This window comes from Microcystis sp. M090S1, from assembly GCF_020246295.1.
Lineage (GTDB): Bacteria > Cyanobacteriota > Cyanobacteriia > Cyanobacteriales > Microcystaceae > Microcystis > Microcystis aeruginosa.
Genome location: NZ_JADBTF010000054.1, coordinates 1 through 20815, shown reverse-complemented (window position 1 = coordinate 20815; position 20815 = coordinate 1). Strand labels below are relative to the sequence as shown.

Below are 20815 nucleotides of genomic sequence, written 5' to 3'. Positions count from 1 at the left end.
CCCCACACCCCACACCCCACCTTAATGCACTTACTGCATGATATAAATGCCTAAACACGATGGTGAGCGGATTTCTGTTACAAACAATACAAAATTATCCAACTTAAAACGAATTAAATAACAAATAGAGACTAGGTAAATTACTAAATTTTTGCTAATGACGACGGTATTTTAAAGAATACTTATTGTTAAATCCCGATTTCTTCATTTCTAACCCGCACCAACTAGAACAATTGCACCCACAGACCAGAAGGAGGTAGATTCGTGGTACAAGCACCTGAAAAAGATGGAACAACTCTCAATAAATTCGAGAAATTTAAAGCCGAAAAAGACGGATTAGCCATTAAAGATGAACTGGAGCATTTTGCCCAAATCGGTTGGGAAGCGATGGATAAAACCGATTTAGAACATCGCTTAAAATGGGTGGGGGTTTTTTATCGTCCCGTCACCCCGGGCAAATTCATGATGCGTTTGCGGGTTCCTAACGGCATTCTCAGTAGTGAGCAAATGCGAGTTTTAGGGGAAATTGTGCAGCGTTACGGTGATGATGGCAATGCCGATATTACTACTCGTCAAAACCTACAATTACGCGGTATTCGTATCGAAGATATTCCTGATATTTTCCAACGACTAAAATCCGTGGGTATGACTTCGGTACAATCGGGCATGGATAATGTCAGAAATATTACCGGTTCACCCATGGCAGGACTAGACGCAGATGAATTAATTGACACCAGGGAATTAGTCCAAAAAGTCCAAGATATGATTACCAACTACGGTCAAGGTAATTATCAATTTAGCAATCTGCCCCGCAAATTTAATATTGCCATCGAGGGGGGACGGGATAATTCCGTTCATGCGGAAATTAACGATATTGCCTTTGTTCCTGCCTATAAAGAGGGAGAATTAGGCTTTAATGTCGTGGTGGGCGGCTTTTTCTCGGCTAAACGCTGTGAAGCGGCAATTCCCATGAATGTTTGGGTGAGACCGAATCAGGAAGTGGTGGATTTATGCCGAGGAATTTTGGAAGTTTACCGCGATAACGGATTGCGCGCCAATCGTCAAAAATCCCGTTTAATGTGGTTAATTGATGAGTGGGGAATTGAGGAATTCCGGACGCGGGTGGCTAATCAGTTAGGTTATCCCTTGGCAACGGCAGCCGAAAAAGACGCTATTGACTGGGAAAAACGAGATCATTTAGGAGTTTTTCCCCAAAAACAGGAGGGATTGAGCTATATCGGTCTTTGTGTTCCCGTTGGTCGTCTATTTGCCGATGATATGTTCGATTTAGCCCGGATTGCCGAAGTGTATGGCAGCGGAGAATTGCGTTTAACCGTGGAACAAAACGTGATTATTCCCAATATAGCGGCTGAAAATATGCCGACTCTTTTAACCGAGCCTTTACTGGCTAAGTTTACCCCCAATCCCACTCCTTTACAACGAGCGCTCGTTTCTTGCACGGGGGCGCAATTCTGCAATTTTGCCCTGATTGAAACCAAAAATAAGGCTGTGGACTTGATTCGTCAGTTAGATGCCGAATTAAATATCCCCCGGGGTGTGCGGATCCATTGGACTGGTTGCCCTAACTCCTGCGGACAACCCCAAGTGGCCGATATCGGTTTGATGGGGACAAAAGCGCGCAAAGACGGCAAAACCGTGGAAGGAGTTGACATCTACATGGGGGGTAAAGTGGGTAAAGATGCCCACCTGGGAAGCTGTGTACAAAAAGGGATTCCCTGTGAAGATCTAAAATCGCTGTTAACTTCTATCCTCATCGAACAATTTGGGGCGACACCGAAAGGTTAATTAACAAGTTTCTCGATACGCTGAATGGGTAGGGTTGATTCATAGTAGGGTTGATTCATGAATCAACCCTACCCGTTGGGGGCGTGGCGCCGCCCCCAAACCCCGGAGCGCATTAGTTTTTCGGTGGGATGCTTACACGCAGCTGCTGACGCATCTGTAATAATTTAAGAGTCACTCCCCTTGCAGGAGTGCCTGTCCTGATATGTAGCCTATACTCAACGGATTTAGTATCAGATGGGAATCGTTACTTAGCTTCAAATTGAGCTTGTTTACGAAGTAATTCCCCGATGGTTAAATTGGGTTGAGGTCTGCCATCAAAAACTGTTCCTATCTCAAATTTTTGCAACTGTACCCGTGCCAAATGATAGGCCTCATTCGGTAGGGGAATATAACCAATAGTATCTAATAAATTGGGAACTCGATCGAGATAATGTTCGACAAATTTCTCTAAAGCGGGATTCTCTTGGGCTTTTTGGGCATTAACATAAATAAACAAAGGACGAGATAAAGGCTGATATTTACTATCCTCTACATTGCTGCGAGTTGGTTCAATACCGTTAACTTTCAAAGCTTTTAATTTATCCCGATTTTGTTCATAGTAAGCATGGCCAAAATAGCCTAAAGCGTTCGGATCTTGACTGACGGCATTAACTAAAGCTTGGTCATCTTCACTAAAATTAAAGTCCCCACGACTGGCATCTTTGCCGTTAATTACCTCACTGAAGAAATCGTAGGTTCCGGAGTCTTTACCTGGCCCGTGAAGGGTAATCGGTCGGTCGGGCCAAGCGGGATTAATTTGATTCCAACGTTTGATTTTATTCTCGGCCGCTGGTTCCCAAATAGTTCTCAATTCTGTGGTCGAAATATCATCAACCCAGTTATTTTGGGGATTGACTACCACGGTTAAAGCATCAAAAGCGATCGGTAGTTCGATAAATCTGACCTTATTAGCATCACATTCTTTTAATTCTTCCACAGAAATCGGCCGAGAAGCATTATTAATATCGGTTTCTCCCGCACAAAATTTTCTAAAACCGCCGCCAGTTCCTGAAATATTAGCGTCAATTTTAACATCAGCCAAAGCTTTGTTAGGGGTATTAGCTTTAAAATCTTCGAGAACTTTGTTGGTAATTGGTGCTACGGTACTCGAACCATCAATTTTAATTGGTTTTAGGTCTTGAGGATTAATATTGGCACAAGCAGGTAAAAGTAGAGCAGTTCCTAGTATGGTTGCGACTACTTTGGTCGGACGAGATAGCTGAGTAAAAATTTCTAGCATAGGTGTAAAAAGGAGAAAGTAAAAACGGGTATTGGGGAGACTTTTCAGTTATCAGTGGGGAAGTGGGGAAGTGGGGAGAAAAAAGCTGAGGGATGATGACTAAAAACCTTAATCTTTTCTTTGTTGTTTTTACGTCACTACAATGGTAAGGAAAGAGAAAAACCTAATCTAAACTGGAAAAGTTAGCGGCCTTACCTGCGACTTAAAACTAATGTTTAGTCAAAATAAATAGTAAAAGAAGAACGTAGGTTGGGTTGAAGCATGAAACCCAACGCCCGCATGGGTTACGCTACCGCTAACCCATCCTACAAATAATTGTGCCTCCCTACTTAAAACTAATGTTTAGTCAAAATAGATAGTAAAAGAAGAACGTAGGTTGGATTGAAGCATGAAACCCAACGCCCGCATGGGTTACGCTACCGCTAACCCATCCTACAAATAATTGTGCCTCCCTACTTAAAACTAATGTTTAGTCAAAACAAATAGTAAAAGAAGTTGAGATTTTTGTCTAGTTATCGAGAAAACTTTTCTTGACAATACATTATGTTTTTTTATTCACTTCTTAACCTATTCTTTACCAAGCAGTGGTAACTTTTAGCGTAAGATTTAAGGCAGTTTACGGCTCAAAATTAATCCTATGCCCAGCAGAAACAGAACCCATTTACTAACAGCCTTATCCCTAGCGACTTTAACAGCGACTTTAACCGCTTGTGGTGGCGGCGATACGGCGGGAACCAGTGGAGAGGGAAGCAATAGGATCGCCCAAGTTCCTCTGCAAGGAGAGGTCGCCCTCAATGGTGCGGGCGCTTCTTTTCCTGCACCCCTATATCAAAACTGGTTTGTCACCATCAATCAACTATTTTCTAAACTGCTAATTAACTATCAATCCACCGGTAGCGGGGCGGGAGTCGAACAATTTATTCAAGGTACGATCGATTTTGGCGCTTCCGATGTGGCCATGAGTGACGAAGATATGGCCAGAGTTAGCCGCGGGGTTTTACTGCTACCGATGACGGCGGGAAGCATCGTTATGGCTTATAATTTGCCCGGAGTAGAAGGGCTGAAACTAAGTAGGGAAGCCTATGTAGGCATCTTTTTAGGCACGATTACCCGTTGGAACGATGCCAAAATCGCCGCCGATAACCCCGATTTAAAACTACCCAATGAAGAAATTACCGTAGTTCACCGGGCAGACGGTAGCGGGACGACGGGAGTTTTTACTAAGTTTTTAAGCGCCGTTAGTCCCGAATGGAAAAAAAGTATCGGTGAAGGAAAAGCCGTACAATGGCCGACCAAAAAAGGTAAATTTCTCGGCGGTAGAGGAAATGAAGGTGTAACTGCCCTAATTCAACAAAATCAAGGCTCGATTGGCTATATCGAGTACGGTTTCGCTAAAAATAATAACCTGCCCATGGCCACTTTACAAAACCAAGCCGGTCAATTTGTTATCCCCAATGAAACTAACGCCGCTGCCACCTTAGCCACGGTGGAATTACCCGAAAATCTGCGGGCTTTTATCGTTGATCCCCCGGGGGAAAATTCCTACCCCATTGTCACCTATAGTTGGATGTTGGTTTATAAAAAATACAACGATCCCCAAAAAGCTTTAGCTATGGAGGCGATGATCGAATTTGGACTTAATCAGGGACAGGAACAGTCCGCCGCCCTTGGTTATATTCCCCTACCGAAAAACGTCCGCGAACGAGTAGCCGCCGCTGCCGATGTCATCTATCCCGATTACACAATCAATGTGGATTAGTAGCCGAAAAAATGTATTCAAAGTTACAATAATAGTGGAGAGAGGTCAATTTCGACCTTAGCTACCGCAAACTAGCTGGATTTAAACCCTAATCATGAGTGCGCCCACAGTTTCACCCGACTCAAATTTTAAAGAACGTCCAGAATCGGAAAAAATCCTCGATAAAGGCTTTGTTGGATTAACTACCGCCTTTGCCATCGCTATTGGGGTAATTTTGCTCCTAATTGCCCTAGTGATTTTTATTCGGGCTTTACCGGCGATTCAAACCTTTGGTCTGGGATTTTTGACCAGTAGTGCTTGGAATCCCGTGCGCGGTCGCGAAGAATTCGGAGTTCTGCCCGTTATCTACGGAACTCTCGTTAGTTCTCTGATTGCCCTCCTGATTGCTGTTCCCCTCGGTATCGGTTCGGCCATTTTTTTAAGCGAAGATTTTATTCCCTTAAATGCGCGGACAATTTTGGTTTTTCTCGTACAACTTTTGGCCGCTATTCCCAGTGTTGTTTACGGATTATGGGGTATCTTTGTATTGATTCCTATCCTCAGACCCCTTGGTAACTGGTTAAATGCTAATTTTAGTTGGATTCCTCTGTTTAGTACTCCTTTAGGGGGTCCTGGAATGTTACCGGCGGGGGTTATTTTAGCAATTATGATCCTGCCGATTATTATCGCTATCTCTCGCGACTCTTTGGCCGCTTTACCGCCGGATCTAAGGCAAGCTTCCCTAGGCTTGGGGGCCACCCGTTGGGAAACGATTTTTCGGGTATTAATTCCCGCCGCTTTTTCCGGGATTGTCGGGGGGATTATGTTAGCTTTAGGGCGCGCTTTAGGGGAAACAATGGCAGTAACGATGATTATCGGCAATTCTAACCGCATTAGTGCCTCTATTCTCGCCCCCGCTAACACGATCGCTTCCTTATTGGCTAACCAATTCGCCGAAGCATCGGGAATGCAAGTATCAGCTTTAATGTATGCGGGTTTTGTTCTCTTGGTTTTGACCCTAGTAGTCAATATCTTCGCAGAATTAATCGTTAATCGCGTCAAAGCTAAGTATTAAGCCGTCAGGAGGCAGTTATCAGTTATCAGTTTTGAGTTTTAAGTTTTGAGTATTAAGTGAGCAGTTTGTATTAAGTGTTCATCATCAAATGGCAGTTTACTGCTGTCTTTTCACTTTTCACTGTTTACTAATCACTGATAACTGATTACTGTTCACTGATTACTGATAACTGATTACTGTTTAAGTAGCTGGTTATAATTAAATTAAAAATGGATTTTAGCTTCGATCCTCCCTTAATCCCCCCTTAATCCTAGGCTTGATTCATAGTAGGGTTGATTCATGAATCAACCCTACCCTTAATCCCCCCTTGATAAGGGGGGTGTCTGACAACTTTTAACACCTACCTACTTACTGTTCACTGATTACTGATAACTGATAACTGATAACTGATATGGATAGTGCGAATTTAGGCAATAATCTCAAAAAGAAACCGAGTAGTCCTCGATCGCTATTGGGGACAATTATGACCGTCCTATCGGGTTTATGTTTAGCCGTCACCGTGATTCCCCTTTTTGCCGTCCTAGGCTTCGTTTTTGTGCAAGGGGTGGGCCGTTTAAACGCCAATCTCTTTACCAAATTACCGCCACCGCCGGGGTTAGGAGGAGGAGGCATCGCTAACGCCATTTTAGGGACAATTATCGTCGTCGCCCTGGCCACAGCGATCGCAGTTCCCATTGGCGTTTTAGCGGCGGTTTATCTCTCGGAATTTAGCGGTGATAACAAACTTGCCCAGGGTGTGCGCTTTGCTACCAACGTTTTAGCGGGTGTCCCTTCGATTATTGTCGGGGTTTTCGCCTACGGTTTGCTAGTTGCCCCGTTATTTGGCGAAGGAACAGCCCTTTTAGGCTTTTCTGCCCTTGCCGGTTCGATCGGTTTAGCGGTGTTAATGTTACCTACTATTATTAGAACCACCGATGAGGCTTTAAAAATCGTTCCCCAAGACATCCGCTGGGCGGCCATGGGTTTAGGGGCCTATAACTACCAAACTGTCCTAAAAATCGTCCTTCCTGCTGCTGTTCCCGCTATTTTAACCGGTGTGACTTTAGCAATTGCTAGAGCAGCCGGGGAAACCGCCTCCTTAATTTTTACGGCATTATTCTCTAACTTTTGGCCCCGGGGTGTCTTTGAACCGATTGCCACCCTTTCGGTCTTAGTTTTCAACTTTGCTACTGCCCCTTTTGCCCCCCAACAGCAATTAGCTTGGGCAGGTGCTTTAATTCTGGTGCTTTTGGTGTTGGTAACTAACATTTTATCCCGTTTAGCCACGCGCCAGAAAACCTATTAAGTGGGTGGGTGGAATTAAATATAAGATGAACGTAGGTTGGGTTGAAGCATGAAACCCAACGCCCGCTCATGTTACGCTACCGCTAACCCATCCTACAAATAATTGTGCCTCCCTACTTAAGTCAAGGAAAAAGTGAAAAGGAAAAAGGGATATTTAAGTAAAAGTCCACCTATCTTTCCAATTCCTCAATTAGCCAAATTCAAGTGAAATAAATAATTTATGCTAACTAACTCTAACACCCATTCTACAGGAACCGTTTTAAAGGTCGATAAGGCTGATATTTACTATGGTAATTATCGAGCAGTACGAGACGTTTCGATCGATATTCCCAAAAATAAAGTCACCGCTTTTATCGGACCCTCTGGCTGTGGAAAAAGTACCATTCTCAGGTGTTTTAATCGTCTCAATGATTTAATTCACGGTTTTCGTATTGACGGCAAAGTTTTTTATCATAACCAAGATATTTACTCTCAAGACGTGGATCCTGTGGAAGTAAGAAAATACATTGGTATGGTGTTCCAGCGCCCTAATCCTTTTCCCAAATCCATTTATGATAATGTGGTTTACGGAGCGCGATTAAATGGTTATAAAGGGGATTTGGATGAATTAGTAGAAAAGTCCCTGCGTCGGGCTGCTCTCTGGGAAGAAGTAAAAGATAAACTGAAAGAAAGCGGTTTTTCCCTATCGGGGGGACAACAACAAAGATTATGTATTGCTCGCGCTATTGCCGCTCAACCAGAAGTATTATTAATGGATGAACCCTGTTCGGCACTCGATCCAATTTCAACTTTAAAAGTTGAGGAATTAATGCACGAATTAAAAGAACGTTACACGATTATTATTGTTACTCACAATATGCAACAAGCCACAAGAGTAGCAGATTTAACGGCTTTTTATAACGCTGAAGCCACCGATAAAGGTGGCAAAATTGGTTATTTAGTCGAGTTTGATTATACGGACAAAATCTTCGGTGATCCTCAAGAACAAGCAACTAAAGATTATGTTAGTGGACGTTTTGGCTAAATCCAGTTATCAGTTATCATTTATCAGTTATCAGCTTTTTTCTTCCCTCTCCCCCTCTCCCTTTTCCCTTTTCCCTTTTCCCCAACACCTATTCCTTTGAAAATTATGTATAGTAAAGATGTTGTTACCGATGCGGTTTTGAGAACCAAAAACTTAAATGTTTACTACGGTTCTAATCTCGCGGTTCGTGATGTTAACCTTGATATTCCTGAGAAAAAAGCGGTCGCTTTTATCGGTCCCTCTGGCTGCGGGAAAAGTACGGTTTTGCGCTGTTTTAATCGCATGAATGATCTGGTTAAAAGTGCCAAAATTGAGGGAAAAGTTACCTTTCGCGGTCAAGATATTTATGGTAATTCCGTTAATCCTATCGGGTTACGCAGTCGTATTGGTATGGTTTTTCAGAAACCGAATCCTTTTCCTAAATCTATCTATGAAAATATCGCTTTTGGGGCGCGCTTAAATGGTTACATCGGTGATATGGATCAATTAGTAGAGGAATCTTTAAAAAAAGCCGTTCTCTGGGATGATGTTAAAGATAAACTCAAAGAAAGTGGTTTAGCTTTATCGGGGGGACAACAACAAAGGTTATGTATTGCCCGCGCTATTGCGGTTAAACCGGAAGTTGTTTTAATGGATGAACCCTGTGCGGCACTCGATCCGATTTCTACCCTAAAAATTGAGGAATTAATTCACGAATTGAAAACCCAATATACTATAGTTATTGTTACTCATAATATGCAACAAGCGTCGCGGGTTTCTGATTTAACCGCTTTTTATAATGCTGAACCGACCCCAAAAGGCGGTAAAGTAGGTTATTTAGTGGAATATGATCGCACCGAGGTAATCTTTCAAAATCCCGCTCAAGAGTCCACTAGAGATTATGTTAGCGGTCGTTTTGGTTAAAGTATTAATAATTAATCGTTATTCACGACTCTGGGATAGATTAATTTTTTCCCCAGGGAATGATTGAAAAACGATTAACTTAACTGATTGCAAAAACGTTGTCTAAGTCTAGGGCAGTGGCGAGGGTAATATAATCTAAGTTATGGCGGTAATTTTCCCCGTTGTTGACCTTCTTCTCTACCTTCTTTTATTGCTTCTTGATAGACTTTAGTTTGTTTGAGATCGCTAAGACTAAATATGGCTTACAAAAATAAGCTTACTAATGTTAAGCACCCCCACAGTAATGCCAAGAGTTCATCGCTTTAAAATACTGTTGAGTTCTATAGTTTAACACACTATAAATTTTACCTCGTTCATCACCCGGTGGACAATCATCTGGCACTTTAGTTAAACAGAGTTTTACTTTATCGCCGGGTAAAGCTGTTTTTAAAGCTGGAACTTCATCAAGTTTAACATAGAAAAACAGAACAACTCCGTTGGTTAGAACCACAACTGCTTCCGCATCAGGGTCGTCATCAAATCTGGTGGTTATTTCTTGGATAAAAGTGTTAGAACAATCATTAATACGAGTGGGAGGGGGTGCGGCAAGAACCCTGGCAGTAAGAAGTAAATATAATCAAGTAAATCTAATAGTTTGTTTAAGATTTTTCATGACAAAATTTTCTAGATAAAATTAAACTCAAACTCAAACTCAAACCTTTTCTGTTATTATGGGAGTAGGGCTAATTTTGCAATCGCGTATGTTCTTCTTATGGCAAAAATTTTGACCTTGAGTTACTAACAGTTTCTCGACCGTGAGACATAATAATCCTCATGTTCCGTGATTGATCTCCCATAATTAAAATAGTCCCTTAACGACTACTATTGGCAAGAGACAAATAAAAAGCTCTAAAGGGATTGTCACCCATGACGGATGAAAGATTAGAACGGATCGAGAGCATATTACAGGCTACCGTTGTCCTCACGCAACAGAATCGAGAAGATATAGCACAACTAACCGGTGAGGTTAGGACAATAGCAGGGAGTTTTGAACGAACCAACGAGTGCTTAAACCAATTTATCACTCAAGCTGAGAGCGATCAACAGTTTTTCCGCAACGAAGTCACCGGTATCCGTACAGAAGTTAAGCGAATTGTAGAGCATCTTTTCGGACAATCCCCAGATCAGGAGTAAAGATTAGCCAACGGGTATATATTAGCCAAATCACCGGCAAAAAGCTTGATCAACCCTAATTAGGGTCTGCTGAAAAAGTTTTTCGTGGGTGCAGGGTGTGGGGTTTTACCCATTTTTATACTAAATCCGGTTATTAAAAACTGATTATTTATTCACCCTTTTGCCTTTTGCCTCTCCTCATAACTAGCCTATACTCAACGGATTTAGTATGAATAGATACAATGGATTTTGGTCTTGATCGATCTAATTTATTGCCAAAAGCTGTGAACTTTTAAAAGTAAACTTAACCGAAATTTTACCGAATCTTAACCAAAAAATCCCCAATATTTCTAGATTTAAAAGTAATATTTATGCCTTAAACTATATTTTGAAGAAAGTTCAACTTTCCCAATTGTGCAGGATTCTTCAACCAGAAAACTTATGATATTCTCAACTGCTACCCTAACTCGTGTGTGTGCTGTCTCCTTCGCCACGGCAGCGGCCTTAGCAGGGACGATGGGAGAAGCTTTCGCCCAAACCCTGAACGGTGCGGGAGCCTCCTTTCCCGCGCCCCTATACCAGCGTTATTTTGCCGACTATAAAAACGCCACCGGTGTCACCGTTAACTATAATTCCGTCGGTAGCGGTGCTGGTATTCGGCAATTTATCGCCGGAACCGTCGATTTTGGGGCTTCCGATGCCGCTCCTTCCTCCTCGGAAAAAAGCCAGATGAAAAACGGTTTACTGCTAGTTCCCACCGCCGGAGGAGCCGTCGCCGTGGTTTATAATCTGCCCGGGGTAAATAACCTGCAAATTTCCCGGGCTAACCTCGGTAAAATCTTCAGTGGCGAGATCACTAACTGGAGACAGGTGGATCCGAAACTGCCCAACCAACCCATTAAAGTGGTGGTTAGGGCTGATGGTAGCGGTACTACGGAGATTTTTACCTCTCACCTGAGTGCTATTAGTCCTTCTTTCAAAAGTAAAGTGGGAACCAGCAAAGAACCCAACTGGGGTTTTACCGTTCTCAAGGGACCGAAAAATGATGGTGTGGCGGCCCTGGTTAAACAAACAGAAGGCTCGATCGGTTACGTTCAAGATACCTTTGCCCGCAAAAACGAAGGGGCAACCATGAGAACCGCCAAAGTTCAAAATAAAGCCGGTCAATTTGTCGAACCCAGTCTCGCTCAAGCTAACAAGGCGATGGAAGGGATCAAATTTAACGCCGATTTTACCGCTAATATGGACGATCCGAGCAGTGGTTATCCGATCGTCGGGATTACTTGGTTATTAGTACCGAGAGACTATGCTGATAACAAAAAAGCGGCGGAAATTAAAAGACTGTTGACTTGGATTCTCACCACCGGTCAAGGTATTAACAATCAATTGGAATTTACCCGGATTCCCCCATCGGTGACACAAAAAGTTTTAGCCGAAGTTAACAAAATTAAATAAATAGGGTTTGCTGAATAAATGTGAAATGTAGGTAAGGTAAGGGTTTTGTGGCTTTTCTCGCGAAACAGGTGCAAATTTTGAGAGAATCGTCGTTCAAAACCTTGTGTCTTCATCGGCCCGCGTCCTGTAGGGGCGAAGCATTCGGGCAATAACCTATCGGTGAAACCGGAGATTTTCTAACCGAATGCTTCGCCCGTACTTTTTCAGCAAACCTAAATACTTTTGTATTAGTTTAGGCTTGATTGTCACCGCTTTCCAGTAAGATGGAAAAAAGTTACCGGTTAACCCCATAACTAATAACTGCAAGTATTTCTTTTCTCTGGGCTGAACATTGTTCAGCCCCTACAGTTGCGTTTTAAACAACTGATAAGTGGTAATCGCTCTCTACCTTATGGCTAATTTTTCTGAACCCGTTGAGTCTTTTGATCTCTCGGCGGCCAATCTTAACGAAAGCCCCGGCACTGCGGGTTTATTCAATCGCATTTTTACGATCCTAGTCTGGATTTGTGCCGCCTCCGGCTTAATTTTTCTGCTGTGGATGGCCTGGATTGTTTTTCAGGATGCGCGGCCGGCGATCAATGAATTCGGTTGGGGATTTCTCTGGGGAACCACTTGGGATGTTAACGTCCTCAAATTTGGTGGTTTACCCTTTATTTTCGGTTCGATCGTTTCCTCGATTCTGGCTCTTTTATTAGCTATTCCCCTCAGTGTTGCCGTTGCTTTAACCACTAGCGAGAATTATTTGCCGGCAAGTGTCCGTTATCCCATCGGTTTTCTAGTGGAATTAATTGCCTCGATTCCCAGTGTAATTATTGGTTTATGGGGGATTTTCGTACTAATTCCCGTGCTTAAACCCCTGCAAGAATGGTTATTTCAAAATTTTGCTTGGTTCCCTTTGTTTAATACCCAACCTTTGGGACCAAGTATGCTGATCGCCGGTGTGATCCTGGCCATCATGATCGTGCCGACTATTTCCGCTATCAGTCGCGATGTGTTGCTTACCGTCCCCCCCGAATTACGCAGCGCCTCCATGGCCCTAGGGGCGACTCGTTGGGAAACCATCTGGCGCGTGCTGTTGCCGGCGGCGAGTTCTGGCATTATCGGGGCGATTATCCTCGGTTTAGGGCGCGCTTTAGGGGAAACTATGGCGGTGGCCATGGTAATCGGTAACTCCTCGATTATTACTCCCTCCCTCTTGGCCCCCGGTTACACTATTCCCGCTGTACTAGCCAATACCTTCCCAGAAGCTTTTGAAAAAATCCACATCGGAGCCTTGATGTATCTAGCTTTAATTCTATTTGTTATTACCTTAGCCGTCAATAGTGTAGCGGCTTTATTAGTACAGTTTATCAACCGCAATCGTTAATTTTATGAGCCAAGGAGCTTTTCCCGAAGAAGATTTACAGCAACCCCTGTCACCCTGGCGACATTTTTTTACCAACGGTCTCACGGGTTTAGCGATCGCTCTTAGTGCCATCGCCATTCTACCTTTATTCGCTATCCTCTTTCAAATTGTCAAAGAAGGTTTACCCGGATTCAATTGGCAAGTTTTCACCTCTTTACCCGCCCCAGTTGGCTCTGATCCCAGTGTTCCCAACGGTTTTGCCAATGCGATCGTGGGTACTTTAACTATGGTCGGTTTAGCGGCTTTAGGCAGCATACCTCTGGGGATTCTCACCGGGGTTTTCCTCTCGGAATTCGCTCGGGGTTCCAAAATTGGCGGCATTCTGCGCTTTGCGATCGTGGTGTTGAGTAGTACCCCTTCCGTCATCGTCGGGGTGTTTTCCTTCGGGGTTTTGGTGTTAACTACCAAACAATTTTCCGCCGTAGCGGGGGCCTTTGCTTTGGGGGTGATTATGTTGCCCATCGTCGCTTTAACCACGGAAGAGTCCCTAAAACTAATACCCATGTCCTACCGTCTCGGTTCCTCCGCTTTGGGGGGTTCCCGTTTCGATACGGTATTTCGCATTGTCCTGCCAGCAGCGATCGCACCGATTATGACCGGGATATTATTAGCGGTAGCCCGGGCTGCTGGAGAAACCGCCCCCTTAATGTTTACGGCTTTATTTAGTCAATTTTGGCAAGAAAGTCTTTGGTCGCCCACACCGGCTTTAACGGTGTTGATTTATAACTATGCTAGTTCCCCCTTTCCTGAACAAAATTCCCTGGCTTGGACAGCTTCTTTAGTCCTAATTATCTTAGTTTTAATTACTAGCCTTATCTCCCGTTTTGTCACTCGTAAACGCTCAAATTAAGCATTTTTCTGATGATCGATTCCTCTATCATGAACAATCCTACTTCTCTAGCTAATTCGGCGATCGAAGTCGAAAATCTTAGCTTTTTCTACGGTAGCAAAAAAGCCCTGGAAGGGGTTTCTTTACAAATCCCGCAAAGGCAAGTAACCGCCATGATCGGCCCCTCTGGTTGTGGTAAATCTACTCTCTTAAAAGCCCTCAATCGCATCGGGGAATTAGAGGGGCAAGTGACAGTTAAGGGCAAAGTTAGGTTTTTTGGCCAGGATATCTACGCCCCCAAAGTTAACCTTCATACCTTACGGCGACAGGTGGGTATGGTGTTTCAGCGCCCTAACCCTTTTCCCGCTAGTATTTACGATAATATTGCCTACGGTATTAGAATTTATCGTTCCGCTAGTCGCAGTGAATTAGATGGGATTGTGGAATCAGCTTTAAAAGGAGCTGCTCTTTGGAATGAAGTTAAAGATCTGTTGAAGAAATCCGCTTTAGGATTATCGGGAGGACAACAACAAAGATTGTGTATTGCTCGCGCTTTGGCGGTAAAACCAAAAGTATTATTAATGGATGAACCTTGTTCTGCTTTAGACCCCCTTTCTACCCTCAAAGTCGAGGAATTAATCCATGAATTGAAGCAACAATACACGATCGTCATTGTCACCCATAATATGCAACAGGCCTCTAGGGTATCCGATCGCACGGCCTTTTTTAATACCGATGAAAGCCGCGTCGGTCATTTGGTGGAATGTGATGCCACCCAGAAAATTTTCACCGATGCAGTTAATCAACAAACTCGCGATTATGTAGCCGGTAGATTCGGTTAATTTGTCTTGTCAGGAGATAGGAGACAGCTATCCGTGATCAGTTATCAGTGATCATATGTGAGTTTTCAGTTCACTGATTACTGTTTACTGTTTACTGATAACTGAAAAGTCTCCCCCCTAAACCATAACGCTGCCCGATTTTGCTAGGATAAGAAATGTAACAAGAATCTTTCTCAACAGTCGGATAATTCATGGGCAACGATACCATCACCTTACTCTCTCCCCGGGAAATTGAAAAAATGCGCCGAGCCGGACGATTAGCGGCTAAACTGTTAGACCATCTGGCCGATATGGTTAAACCGGGGGTAAGTACCCTAGAAATCAATGACGAGGCAGAACGTTGGACCTGCGCCCATGGAGCCAAAAGTGCGCCCCTAGGATACCATGGCTTTCCTAAGTCCATCTGTACTAGCATTAACGAGGTTATCTGTCACGGCATCCCCAGCGCCGATCAAATCCTCAAAGACGGCGATATTATTAACATCGATGTCACCCCGATTTTAGAAGGTTATCACGGCGATACCTCGCAGACTTTCTTTGTTGGTACTCCCTCCCCCCTGGCCAAAAAGTTAGTGGAAGTTACCAGAGAATGTCTGCAAAGAGGCATAGATGCAGTGCAGCCGGGGGGTAAAATCGGCGATATCGGGGCGGCTATCCAAGAATATGCCGAAGGACAAGGATTTTCGGTGGTTAGAGATTTTGTCGGTCATGGTATCAGTAATGTTTTTCACACCGGTCCGCAGGTTCCCCACTACGGCACTCGTGGCAAGGGCAAAAAAATTCGCCCCGGCATGGTATTCACCATTGAACCAATGATTAATGAGGGAACCTGGCAACATATTGTCTTAAAAGACGGTTGGACTGCTATTACTAAAGATGGTAAACTTTCGGCCCAATTTGAACACACCATCGCCGTCACCGAAACCGGTGTCGAAATTCTCACTTTATCCGATTAAATTTAGGGAACGGGGAACAGGGGATAGGGAATGGGGGAATGGGAGAATGGGGAAATAGGGAAGTTTCAACTAATACCCCAAAACCCTAAAACCCCATCACCCCTCTCCCTTCTCCCCCCGCAACGCGCACGAAGTGGTCTCCTCACTTCCCACTGATAACTGATAACTGATAACTGAATATATGCAGTATCGTCGTTTCGGTCGCACTAATCTACAAATGCCGGTGTTTTCCTGTGGGGGAATGCGCTATCAATTTCAGTGGCAGGATGTGCCGATGTCGCAAATTCCCGACGAGAATCAAGGCAATTTAGAGGCAATCATCAATAAATCTCTAGAAGTGGGGATTAATCACATCGAAACCGCTAGGGGTTACGGCACTTCGGAGATGCAATTGGGCAAAATTTTGCCGCAACTACCGAGGGATGAGATTATCGTGCAGACGAAAGTTTCTCCTAGTCAAGATGTGCGGGAATTTCGCCGTAAATTTGAGCAATCCCTGCAATTTTTACGGTTAGATTATGTGGATTTGTTGGGCATCCATGGCATCAACACCGAGGAAATTCTCGATGACACTATGGCCGAGGGCGGTTGTTGGCAAGAGGCGAAAAAATTACAGGAACAGGGAAAAGTTCGTTTTATCGGTTTCTCGACCCATGCACCAACTGATGTAATTGTCAAGACTATTGCAACAAATTGTTACGATTACCTCAATTTGCACTGGTACTATATTTTTCAGAATAACTGGCCGGCCATAGAAGCGGCAAAACAGCACGATATGGGGGTTTTTATCATTAGTCCCTCCGATAAGGGCGGCCATCTCTACAATCCTCCCCCTAAGCTCGTGGCTCTCTGTTTTCCTCTCAGTCCGATGGTTTTTAATAACCTATTCTGTCTCAGTCATCCGACCGTCCATACCCTTAGTATCGGTGCTGCGCGAGCCAGAGATTTTGATGAACACCTGAAAACTTTACCCTTACTCGATCGAGCCGAGGAGATTTTACCGCCAATTATCGAGAGATTGCAAGGGGAAATGATCAACTGTTTAGGCGATAATTGGGTGAAAACTTGGTCTGTGGGTTTACCTAGCTGGGAAAATACCCCCAATCACATCAATATTCGTTCTATCCTCTGGTTACGCAATCTCGCTATCGCCTACGATATGATTGACTTTGCCAAGGCCAGATACAATCTCTTGGGGAATGGGGGTCACTGGTTCCCCGGTCAACAGGCAAAAGAGGTGGAAAAACTCGATTTAACTGCCTGTTTAGCCGCTAGTCCCCACGCTGATCAAATTCCCTATCTTCTCGCCGAAACTCATCGATTATTGTCGGGAGAGACGGTACAACGCTTAAGCAGTAGTTAAAATTCGATGCCGGGTTGCGCTTTCACTCCCTGTTGACGAAAGGGATGTTTAATTAACTTCATTTCCGTGACTAAATCCGCTATCTCGATTAATTCGGGTAAAGCTCCTCTACCAGTGAGAATAACGTGAGAATTAGCGGGTTTTCGGGCTAAACCAGCGATAACTTCCTGAATATCCAGATAACCGAATTTAAGGGCGATATTGATCTCATCGAGTAAAATTAATTTATATTGGGTATTTTCGAGAAAAGTTAGGGCTTTTTGCCATGCTTCTTCGGCTTTCTCTATATCTCTTTCTCTATCTTGGGTTTCCCAGGTGAAACCTTCCCCCATAGCATAAAACTCGATTTGTTCCCCCCAAACACTAAAAATCTTTTGTTCGGCAGGTTCCCAAGCACCTTTGATGAATTGTACCACCGCCACTTTGTAACCATGACCGAGGGAACGTAAAACCATACCGAGGGCTGCCGTGGTTTTTCCCTTGCCATCGCCGGTATTAACGATAATTAAACCTTTTTCAGCGATTTTTTCGGCTAAACGTTCCTCTTGGATGACCTTGCGGCGCTGCATTTTTTCTTTGTATTGTTCGGGAGTGAGTTGCATTCAAGTCTGTCCAGTCAAATCAAGATAATTGTAACTCAAGGGGTTATCGATCGCTGTTTGCAGATTTTAACCGGCTAAATTGTCTGGGGGTTGATGCCTAATTCTCGTAATTTTGCCGCTAATCTTTCCTTAGCTTGTCGTTCTTGTTCTTTTTCTAAAAGAGCCTGTTCTTTTGCCTGTCGTTCTTGTTCTTTTTCTAAAAAAGCCTGTTCTTTTGCCTGTCGTTCTTGTTCCTTTTCTAAAAGAATCTGTTCCTTTTCTAAAAGAATCTGTTCCTTTTCTAAAAGAGCCTGTTCTTTTGCTTGTCTTTGCTGTAATTCAGCTTCTTGGGGAGTGGGAACCAGTTGACCATCGACGGTAAAATAACGCAGTTTACGCTCAAATATGCCTAAATATAATCCTAACTGTTCACTCCATAGATAACCCCGGTCATTGGCAGAAATAGCTTGATATTGTCCCTCAAGTATCGTAAATCCTTGCAATTCTAAGGTATTAGGATCGAACCAAAAATAATTAGGAGTGCGAAAAGTATTTTGGTAGAGAATTTTCTTATTATTGCGGTCAATATTGGCCGTAGAATCGGAAAGAATCTCGACGATCACATTGGGATATTTCCCCTGTTCTCCCCAAACCACCCAACTTTTGCGGGGACGTTTTTCTGTATCTAAAACCACAAAAAAATCTGGACCACAGAAATCGCGCTTTTTCAGTTGTTCTTCGTTATAATAGATAGTCAGATTACCGGAAGCGTAGTAATCGTTTTTCTCTTGCCATAACAATTCTAGACAACTGAGAAGAATTATGATCTGTTGCAGGTGTAAATCACTTTCCAAGGGTGGTTCATCACTCCATAAATCCGTGGGGGGACAGGTAACTTCTGGTAAAATGTCAAGAGTTGTCATAGTTTTTCCCCTGGCTGGGACATTTATCTAATTATAACAGCTATGAGTCAGTAGTAGTAGTAGGGTGCGCTCTTCGATAGCGTAACGCACCAAATAAATTAATGATAGATAGGTGCGTTACGACGGATTGTTAGATTCAAGTTTAAGCAGAGATTGTCGCCGTCTAACGCGCCCTAAATTCTGCCAAACGCAGATAGGAAAAACTCAGGCGATTGCTTTAACTCCAGCGTTCAATTTCTCTAGCAGCGGCGGGACTTAATTCGCTCATTGTTTTTGACACTAAGCAAGATAATTCAAGGCATTTTTTGACTATAGCAGTTCTAGGTGTTGGGGTTGGGGGTTTGGTTTTGGGGTATTAGTTGAAATTTCTCCATTTCCCTATCCTTGTCAATTGTGTATCAAAGCAGCTTGACATCCATATCTTGATAAATTTATCAAAGTTACTCTGGTTTGAGACTATCTAAAATTAATTGTATATCTAAATCAAGAGCTTGAGCAATTTGTTCGATCGTTAATCCTAATCCTATTAGTTTGGGAACAGTTTCTAGTTTTGCTTTAATAACATTGTTTTCAGTTTTATAAATATGATAATTTTCTATTTCTCGATTATTAGAAGGGTTATGACAAAAAGTAACCTGATCAATTTTTACAGAATTTACTATGTTATAGCGGTAAGCGCTTGAGTGAGATACAGACCAAGCTTTGCCTAGCATGGTTTATAGCTCGTGACACTGTACCTCATACGACTGCACACCGCTATATTGGTACTACTCGTGGTAATAAATCTTTCAATCGCTGATCGAACAGTTGATTTATTTAATTCTTCCCCTAACACTTCCGAAAGAATGCGCCAAAGTTCATAGGCTTTATCTCTGGCATGACCTTCAGAACAATTATATTTTTCTGCTATTTTTGCATATTTCTGACCATCAAAAACGTTCTTTAAAATCCCTAATTGCAATGTATCGAGATGCTTTCCCGTGTGGTCAAAAACCAGATTATCAATAAGTGAGAAGACTTCTTGGGTATCCATGGGAGTATTGTTAAGATTTGGAGACACAATACCGTCATTATCCGTTATTTTCCGATATTTGTAAACATAGTTAACAAAACTTCCGACAATATCCGTTTTTTTCCGTCTTGACAATGTTTAAACTTATTAGTTAGGATTCTGCTTATTATGGTTGTTTTTGCAGTAACTACTCACTATGAGAGCCATTAAAATCCTCTGTATGTTCATTGGTGTGGGATTAATTAATTCTGCTCCCATACAAGCAAACAATATGAGTAATGATATTTTAATTAGCCAATCTCGTCGTCAGTATGAATGTACGCGGAACGGAGTTAATCCCACTATATCAGGTTCTCTGTTTTCAGATGGATATAACTGTTTAATACCTATATCAGCAGGTAAGTGTGTAGGTTATGCTGATGCTTTTGGATACAGTCGTATTGGTAATTCAGATCCTAGAGGAATGATAAGCTGTAAAAATGTCGAAATTGCAGAAGATAGACTAACAGGGAAAAAGTATTATCGATTTGGTTCAGGAGATAAATTTATCTTGGAAGGAAAATAAGTTTATTTTAGATTCTGTAATTATCTTTACAGTTGACCATTCTTGATCCCAGTCCATCCCATTTGCGGAACAGTTTTGATATTATAACCTGTAAACTCCCTCATTAATCTTCGGTCAATACATTCATCTAAAAGAAGCCTCATTTCACGCTACCCTATCAATAAGCTCTTTTTCAAATTCTGCAAGTAAGCTAATAACTCGTTCTCTTGTTACCGTTGGAAAACCCTCTAAAAAATCATCAATTGATTCTCCTGCTTTAAGATAATCAAAAAGTGTTTGTATCGGAACTCTAGTACCTGAAAAAACAGGAACACCACTCATAGTTTCAGGAGATACATTGATAAGAGGCGAATATTTAGCCATTTTGATTACCTTCTTAGCTTCTACAGAGTAGATTAACCCAGAGCAATACGTCTTGTCTTCATATTCTAGCCTAGATTCTTGAAAAATGGGTTAAACTGATGCTAAATAGGGTTTGCTGACAAAGTACGGGCGAAGCATTCGGGCAATAACCTATCGGTGAAACCGTAGATTTTTTATCCGAATGCTTCGCCCCTACAGGACGCGGGCCGATGAAGACGCAAGGTTTTGAAGCACGATTCTCTCAAAATCTTGCACCTGTT

Annotated in this window: 19 protein-coding genes and 2 pseudogenes; 14 read left to right on the top strand and 7 right to left on the bottom strand. The window is 42.9% G+C overall.

Annotation, left to right across the window (positions count from 1 at the left end):
* Positions 1-264 precede the first annotated feature (264 nt).
* Positions 265-1806, top strand: a complete 1542-nt coding sequence (locus IM477_RS02265) for a ferredoxin--nitrite reductase (RefSeq protein ID WP_287730394.1) — start codon at positions 265-267, stop codon at positions 1804-1806.
* 244 nt (positions 1807-2050) lie between these two features.
* Here the strand turns inward: IM477_RS02265 and IM477_RS02260 are convergent, their stop codons facing one another.
* The gene (locus IM477_RS02260) at positions 2051-3085 is read right to left on the bottom strand and encodes a PstS family phosphate ABC transporter substrate-binding protein (protein ID WP_287730393.1); all 1035 of its coding nucleotides are present in this window, start codon (positions 3083-3085) and stop codon (positions 2051-2053) included.
* Between the two features lie 637 nt (positions 3086-3722).
* On the opposite strand from IM477_RS02260, the gene pstS (IM477_RS02255) reads away from it, so the two are divergent.
* The 5 genes from pstS (IM477_RS02255) (at position 3723) to pstB (IM477_RS02235) (ending at position 9109) form a co-directional block, all read left to right on the top strand.
* Complete coding sequence (gene pstS / locus IM477_RS02255) at positions 3723-4844, top strand: phosphate ABC transporter substrate-binding protein PstS (RefSeq protein ID WP_287730391.1); 1122 nt, start codon at positions 3723-3725, stop codon at positions 4842-4844.
* Between the two features lie 94 nt (positions 4845-4938).
* On the top strand, positions 4939-5898 hold the full coding sequence (gene pstC, locus IM477_RS02250) for a phosphate ABC transporter permease subunit PstC (protein WP_002760019.1): 960 nt from the start codon (positions 4939-4941) through the stop codon (positions 5896-5898).
* A 391-nt stretch (positions 5899-6289) separates the two neighbouring features.
* Complete coding sequence (gene pstA / locus IM477_RS02245) at positions 6290-7183, top strand: phosphate ABC transporter permease PstA (RefSeq protein WP_002797854.1); 894 nt, start codon at positions 6290-6292, stop codon at positions 7181-7183.
* A 219-nt stretch (positions 7184-7402) separates the two neighbouring features.
* Complete coding sequence (gene pstB, locus IM477_RS02240; RefSeq protein ID WP_287730390.1) at positions 7403-8206, top strand: phosphate ABC transporter ATP-binding protein PstB; 804 nt, start codon at positions 7403-7405, stop codon at positions 8204-8206.
* A 105-nt stretch (positions 8207-8311) separates the two neighbouring features.
* Positions 8312-9109, top strand: coding sequence for a phosphate ABC transporter ATP-binding protein PstB (pstB, locus tag IM477_RS02235; RefSeq protein ID WP_002797856.1), 798 nt, complete (start codon positions 8312-8314; stop codon positions 9107-9109).
* A gap of 152 nt (positions 9110-9261) precedes the next feature.
* Here pstB (IM477_RS02235) and IM477_RS23265 read toward each other — a convergent pair.
* A pseudogene (locus IM477_RS23265) lies at positions 9262-9351 on the bottom strand (Rpn family recombination-promoting nuclease/putative transposase); the annotation flags it as partial.
* A gap of 23 nt (positions 9352-9374) precedes the next feature.
* Positions 9375-9599, bottom strand: a complete 225-nt coding sequence (locus IM477_RS02230) for a hypothetical protein (RefSeq protein ID WP_002797857.1) — start codon at positions 9597-9599, stop codon at positions 9375-9377.
* Between the two features lie 416 nt (positions 9600-10015).
* Here IM477_RS02230 and IM477_RS02225 point away from each other — a divergent pair, with 416 nt between their 5' ends.
* The 7 genes from IM477_RS02225 to IM477_RS02195 all read left to right on the top strand — a co-directional run bounded on the left by IM477_RS02225 (position 10016) and on the right by IM477_RS02195 (position 17111).
* Positions 10016-10282: a hypothetical protein gene (locus IM477_RS02225; protein ID WP_002797858.1), complete on the top strand. Its 267-nt coding sequence runs from the start codon at positions 10016-10018 to the stop codon at positions 10280-10282.
* A gap of 420 nt (positions 10283-10702) precedes the next feature.
* Positions 10703-11716, top strand: a complete 1014-nt coding sequence (gene pstS, locus IM477_RS02220; RefSeq protein ID WP_287730388.1) for a phosphate ABC transporter substrate-binding protein PstS — start codon at positions 10703-10705, stop codon at positions 11714-11716.
* Positions 11717-12107: 391 nt separating this feature from the next.
* The gene (gene pstC, locus IM477_RS02215; RefSeq protein WP_287730386.1) at positions 12108-13082 is read left to right on the top strand and encodes a phosphate ABC transporter permease subunit PstC; all 975 of its coding nucleotides are present in this window, start codon (positions 12108-12110) and stop codon (positions 13080-13082) included.
* A 4-nt stretch (positions 13083-13086) separates the two neighbouring features.
* A complete protein-coding gene (gene pstA / locus IM477_RS02210) occupies positions 13087-13971 on the top strand; it encodes a phosphate ABC transporter permease PstA (protein WP_287730384.1) in 885 nt (294 codons plus the stop codon).
* Positions 13972-13982: 11 nt separating this feature from the next.
* Entirely contained in the window at positions 13983-14792 is an 810-nt protein-coding gene (gene pstB, locus IM477_RS02205) for a phosphate ABC transporter ATP-binding protein PstB (protein WP_287730383.1), read from the top strand.
* A 191-nt stretch (positions 14793-14983) separates the two neighbouring features.
* Positions 14984-15748: a type I methionyl aminopeptidase gene (gene map, locus IM477_RS02200; RefSeq protein ID WP_149985277.1), complete on the top strand. Its 765-nt coding sequence runs from the start codon at positions 14984-14986 to the stop codon at positions 15746-15748.
* 181 nt (positions 15749-15929) lie between these two features.
* On the top strand, positions 15930-17111 hold the full coding sequence (locus IM477_RS02195) for an aldo/keto reductase (protein ID WP_287730381.1): 1182 nt from the start codon (positions 15930-15932) through the stop codon (positions 17109-17111).
* On the opposite strand, the gene cobO is transcribed toward IM477_RS02195, so the two are convergent.
* The 3 genes and pseudogenes from cobO to IM477_RS02180 form a co-directional block, all read right to left on the bottom strand.
* Positions 17108-17713 (bottom strand): cob(I)yrinic acid a,c-diamide adenosyltransferase, encoded by a 606-nt coding sequence (cobO, locus tag IM477_RS02190; protein ID WP_287730379.1) that lies wholly within the window; start codon positions 17711-17713, stop codon positions 17108-17110. The two genes, IM477_RS02195 and cobO, sit on opposite strands and share 4 nt — an antisense overlap.
* A gap of 74 nt (positions 17714-17787) precedes the next feature.
* On the bottom strand, positions 17788-18615 hold the full coding sequence (locus IM477_RS02185; RefSeq protein WP_287730377.1) for a Uma2 family endonuclease: 828 nt from the start codon (positions 18613-18615) through the stop codon (positions 17788-17790).
* A gap of 440 nt (positions 18616-19055) precedes the next feature.
* Positions 19056-19648, bottom strand: a pseudogene (locus IM477_RS02180) (helix-turn-helix domain-containing protein).
* 175 nt (positions 19649-19823) lie between these two features.
* On the opposite strand from IM477_RS02180, the gene IM477_RS02175 reads away from it, so the two are divergent.
* The gene (locus tag IM477_RS02175; RefSeq protein ID WP_130756545.1) at positions 19824-20192 is read left to right on the top strand and encodes a hypothetical protein; all 369 of its coding nucleotides are present in this window, start codon (positions 19824-19826) and stop codon (positions 20190-20192) included.
* A 144-nt stretch (positions 20193-20336) separates the two neighbouring features.
* Here IM477_RS02175 and IM477_RS02170 read toward each other — a convergent pair whose 3' ends face one another.
* The gene (locus IM477_RS02170; protein WP_002794870.1) at positions 20337-20555 is read right to left on the bottom strand and encodes a DUF433 domain-containing protein; all 219 of its coding nucleotides are present in this window, start codon (positions 20553-20555) and stop codon (positions 20337-20339) included.
* Positions 20556-20815 lie beyond the last annotated feature (260 nt).

What these genes read in the sequence shown, in the direction of transcription:
- IM477_RS02260 (WP_287730393.1), bottom strand. Translation starts at nt 3,085, where the DNA reads ATGCTAGAAATTTTTACTCAGCTATCTCGTCCGACCAAAGTAGTCGCA.
- pstS (WP_287730391.1), top strand. Translation starts at nt 3,723, where the DNA reads ATGCCCAGCAGAAACAGAACCCATTTACTAACAGCCTTATCCCTAGCG.
- pstC (WP_002760019.1), top strand. Translation starts at nt 4,939, where the DNA reads ATGAGTGCGCCCACAGTTTCACCCGACTCAAATTTTAAAGAACGTCCA.
- pstA (WP_002797854.1), top strand. Translation starts at nt 6,290, where the DNA reads ATGGATAGTGCGAATTTAGGCAATAATCTCAAAAAGAAACCGAGTAGT.
- pstB (WP_287730390.1), top strand. Translation starts at nt 7,403, where the DNA reads ATGCTAACTAACTCTAACACCCATTCTACAGGAACCGTTTTAAAGGTC.
- pstB (WP_002797856.1), top strand. Translation starts at nt 8,312, where the DNA reads ATGTATAGTAAAGATGTTGTTACCGATGCGGTTTTGAGAACCAAAAAC.
- IM477_RS02225 (WP_002797858.1), top strand. Translation starts at nt 10,016, where the DNA reads ATGACGGATGAAAGATTAGAACGGATCGAGAGCATATTACAGGCTACC.
- pstS (WP_287730388.1), top strand. Translation starts at nt 10,703, where the DNA reads ATGATATTCTCAACTGCTACCCTAACTCGTGTGTGTGCTGTCTCCTTC.
- pstC (WP_287730386.1), top strand. Translation starts at nt 12,108, where the DNA reads ATGGCTAATTTTTCTGAACCCGTTGAGTCTTTTGATCTCTCGGCGGCC.
- pstA (WP_287730384.1), top strand. Translation starts at nt 13,087, where the DNA reads ATGAGCCAAGGAGCTTTTCCCGAAGAAGATTTACAGCAACCCCTGTCA.
- pstB (WP_287730383.1), top strand. Translation starts at nt 13,983, where the DNA reads ATGATCGATTCCTCTATCATGAACAATCCTACTTCTCTAGCTAATTCG.
- map (WP_149985277.1), top strand. Translation starts at nt 14,984, where the DNA reads ATGGGCAACGATACCATCACCTTACTCTCTCCCCGGGAAATTGAAAAA.
- IM477_RS02195 (WP_287730381.1), top strand. Translation starts at nt 15,930, where the DNA reads ATGCAGTATCGTCGTTTCGGTCGCACTAATCTACAAATGCCGGTGTTT.
- cobO (WP_287730379.1), bottom strand. Translation starts at nt 17,713, where the DNA reads ATGCAACTCACTCCCGAACAATACAAAGAAAAAATGCAGCGCCGCAAG.
- IM477_RS02185 (WP_287730377.1), bottom strand. Translation starts at nt 18,615, where the DNA reads ATGACAACTCTTGACATTTTACCAGAAGTTACCTGTCCCCCCACGGAT.
- IM477_RS02175 (WP_130756545.1), top strand. Translation starts at nt 19,824, where the DNA reads ATGAGAGCCATTAAAATCCTCTGTATGTTCATTGGTGTGGGATTAATT.
- IM477_RS02170 (WP_002794870.1), bottom strand. Translation starts at nt 20,555, where the DNA reads ATGGCTAAATATTCGCCTCTTATCAATGTATCTCCTGAAACTATGAGT.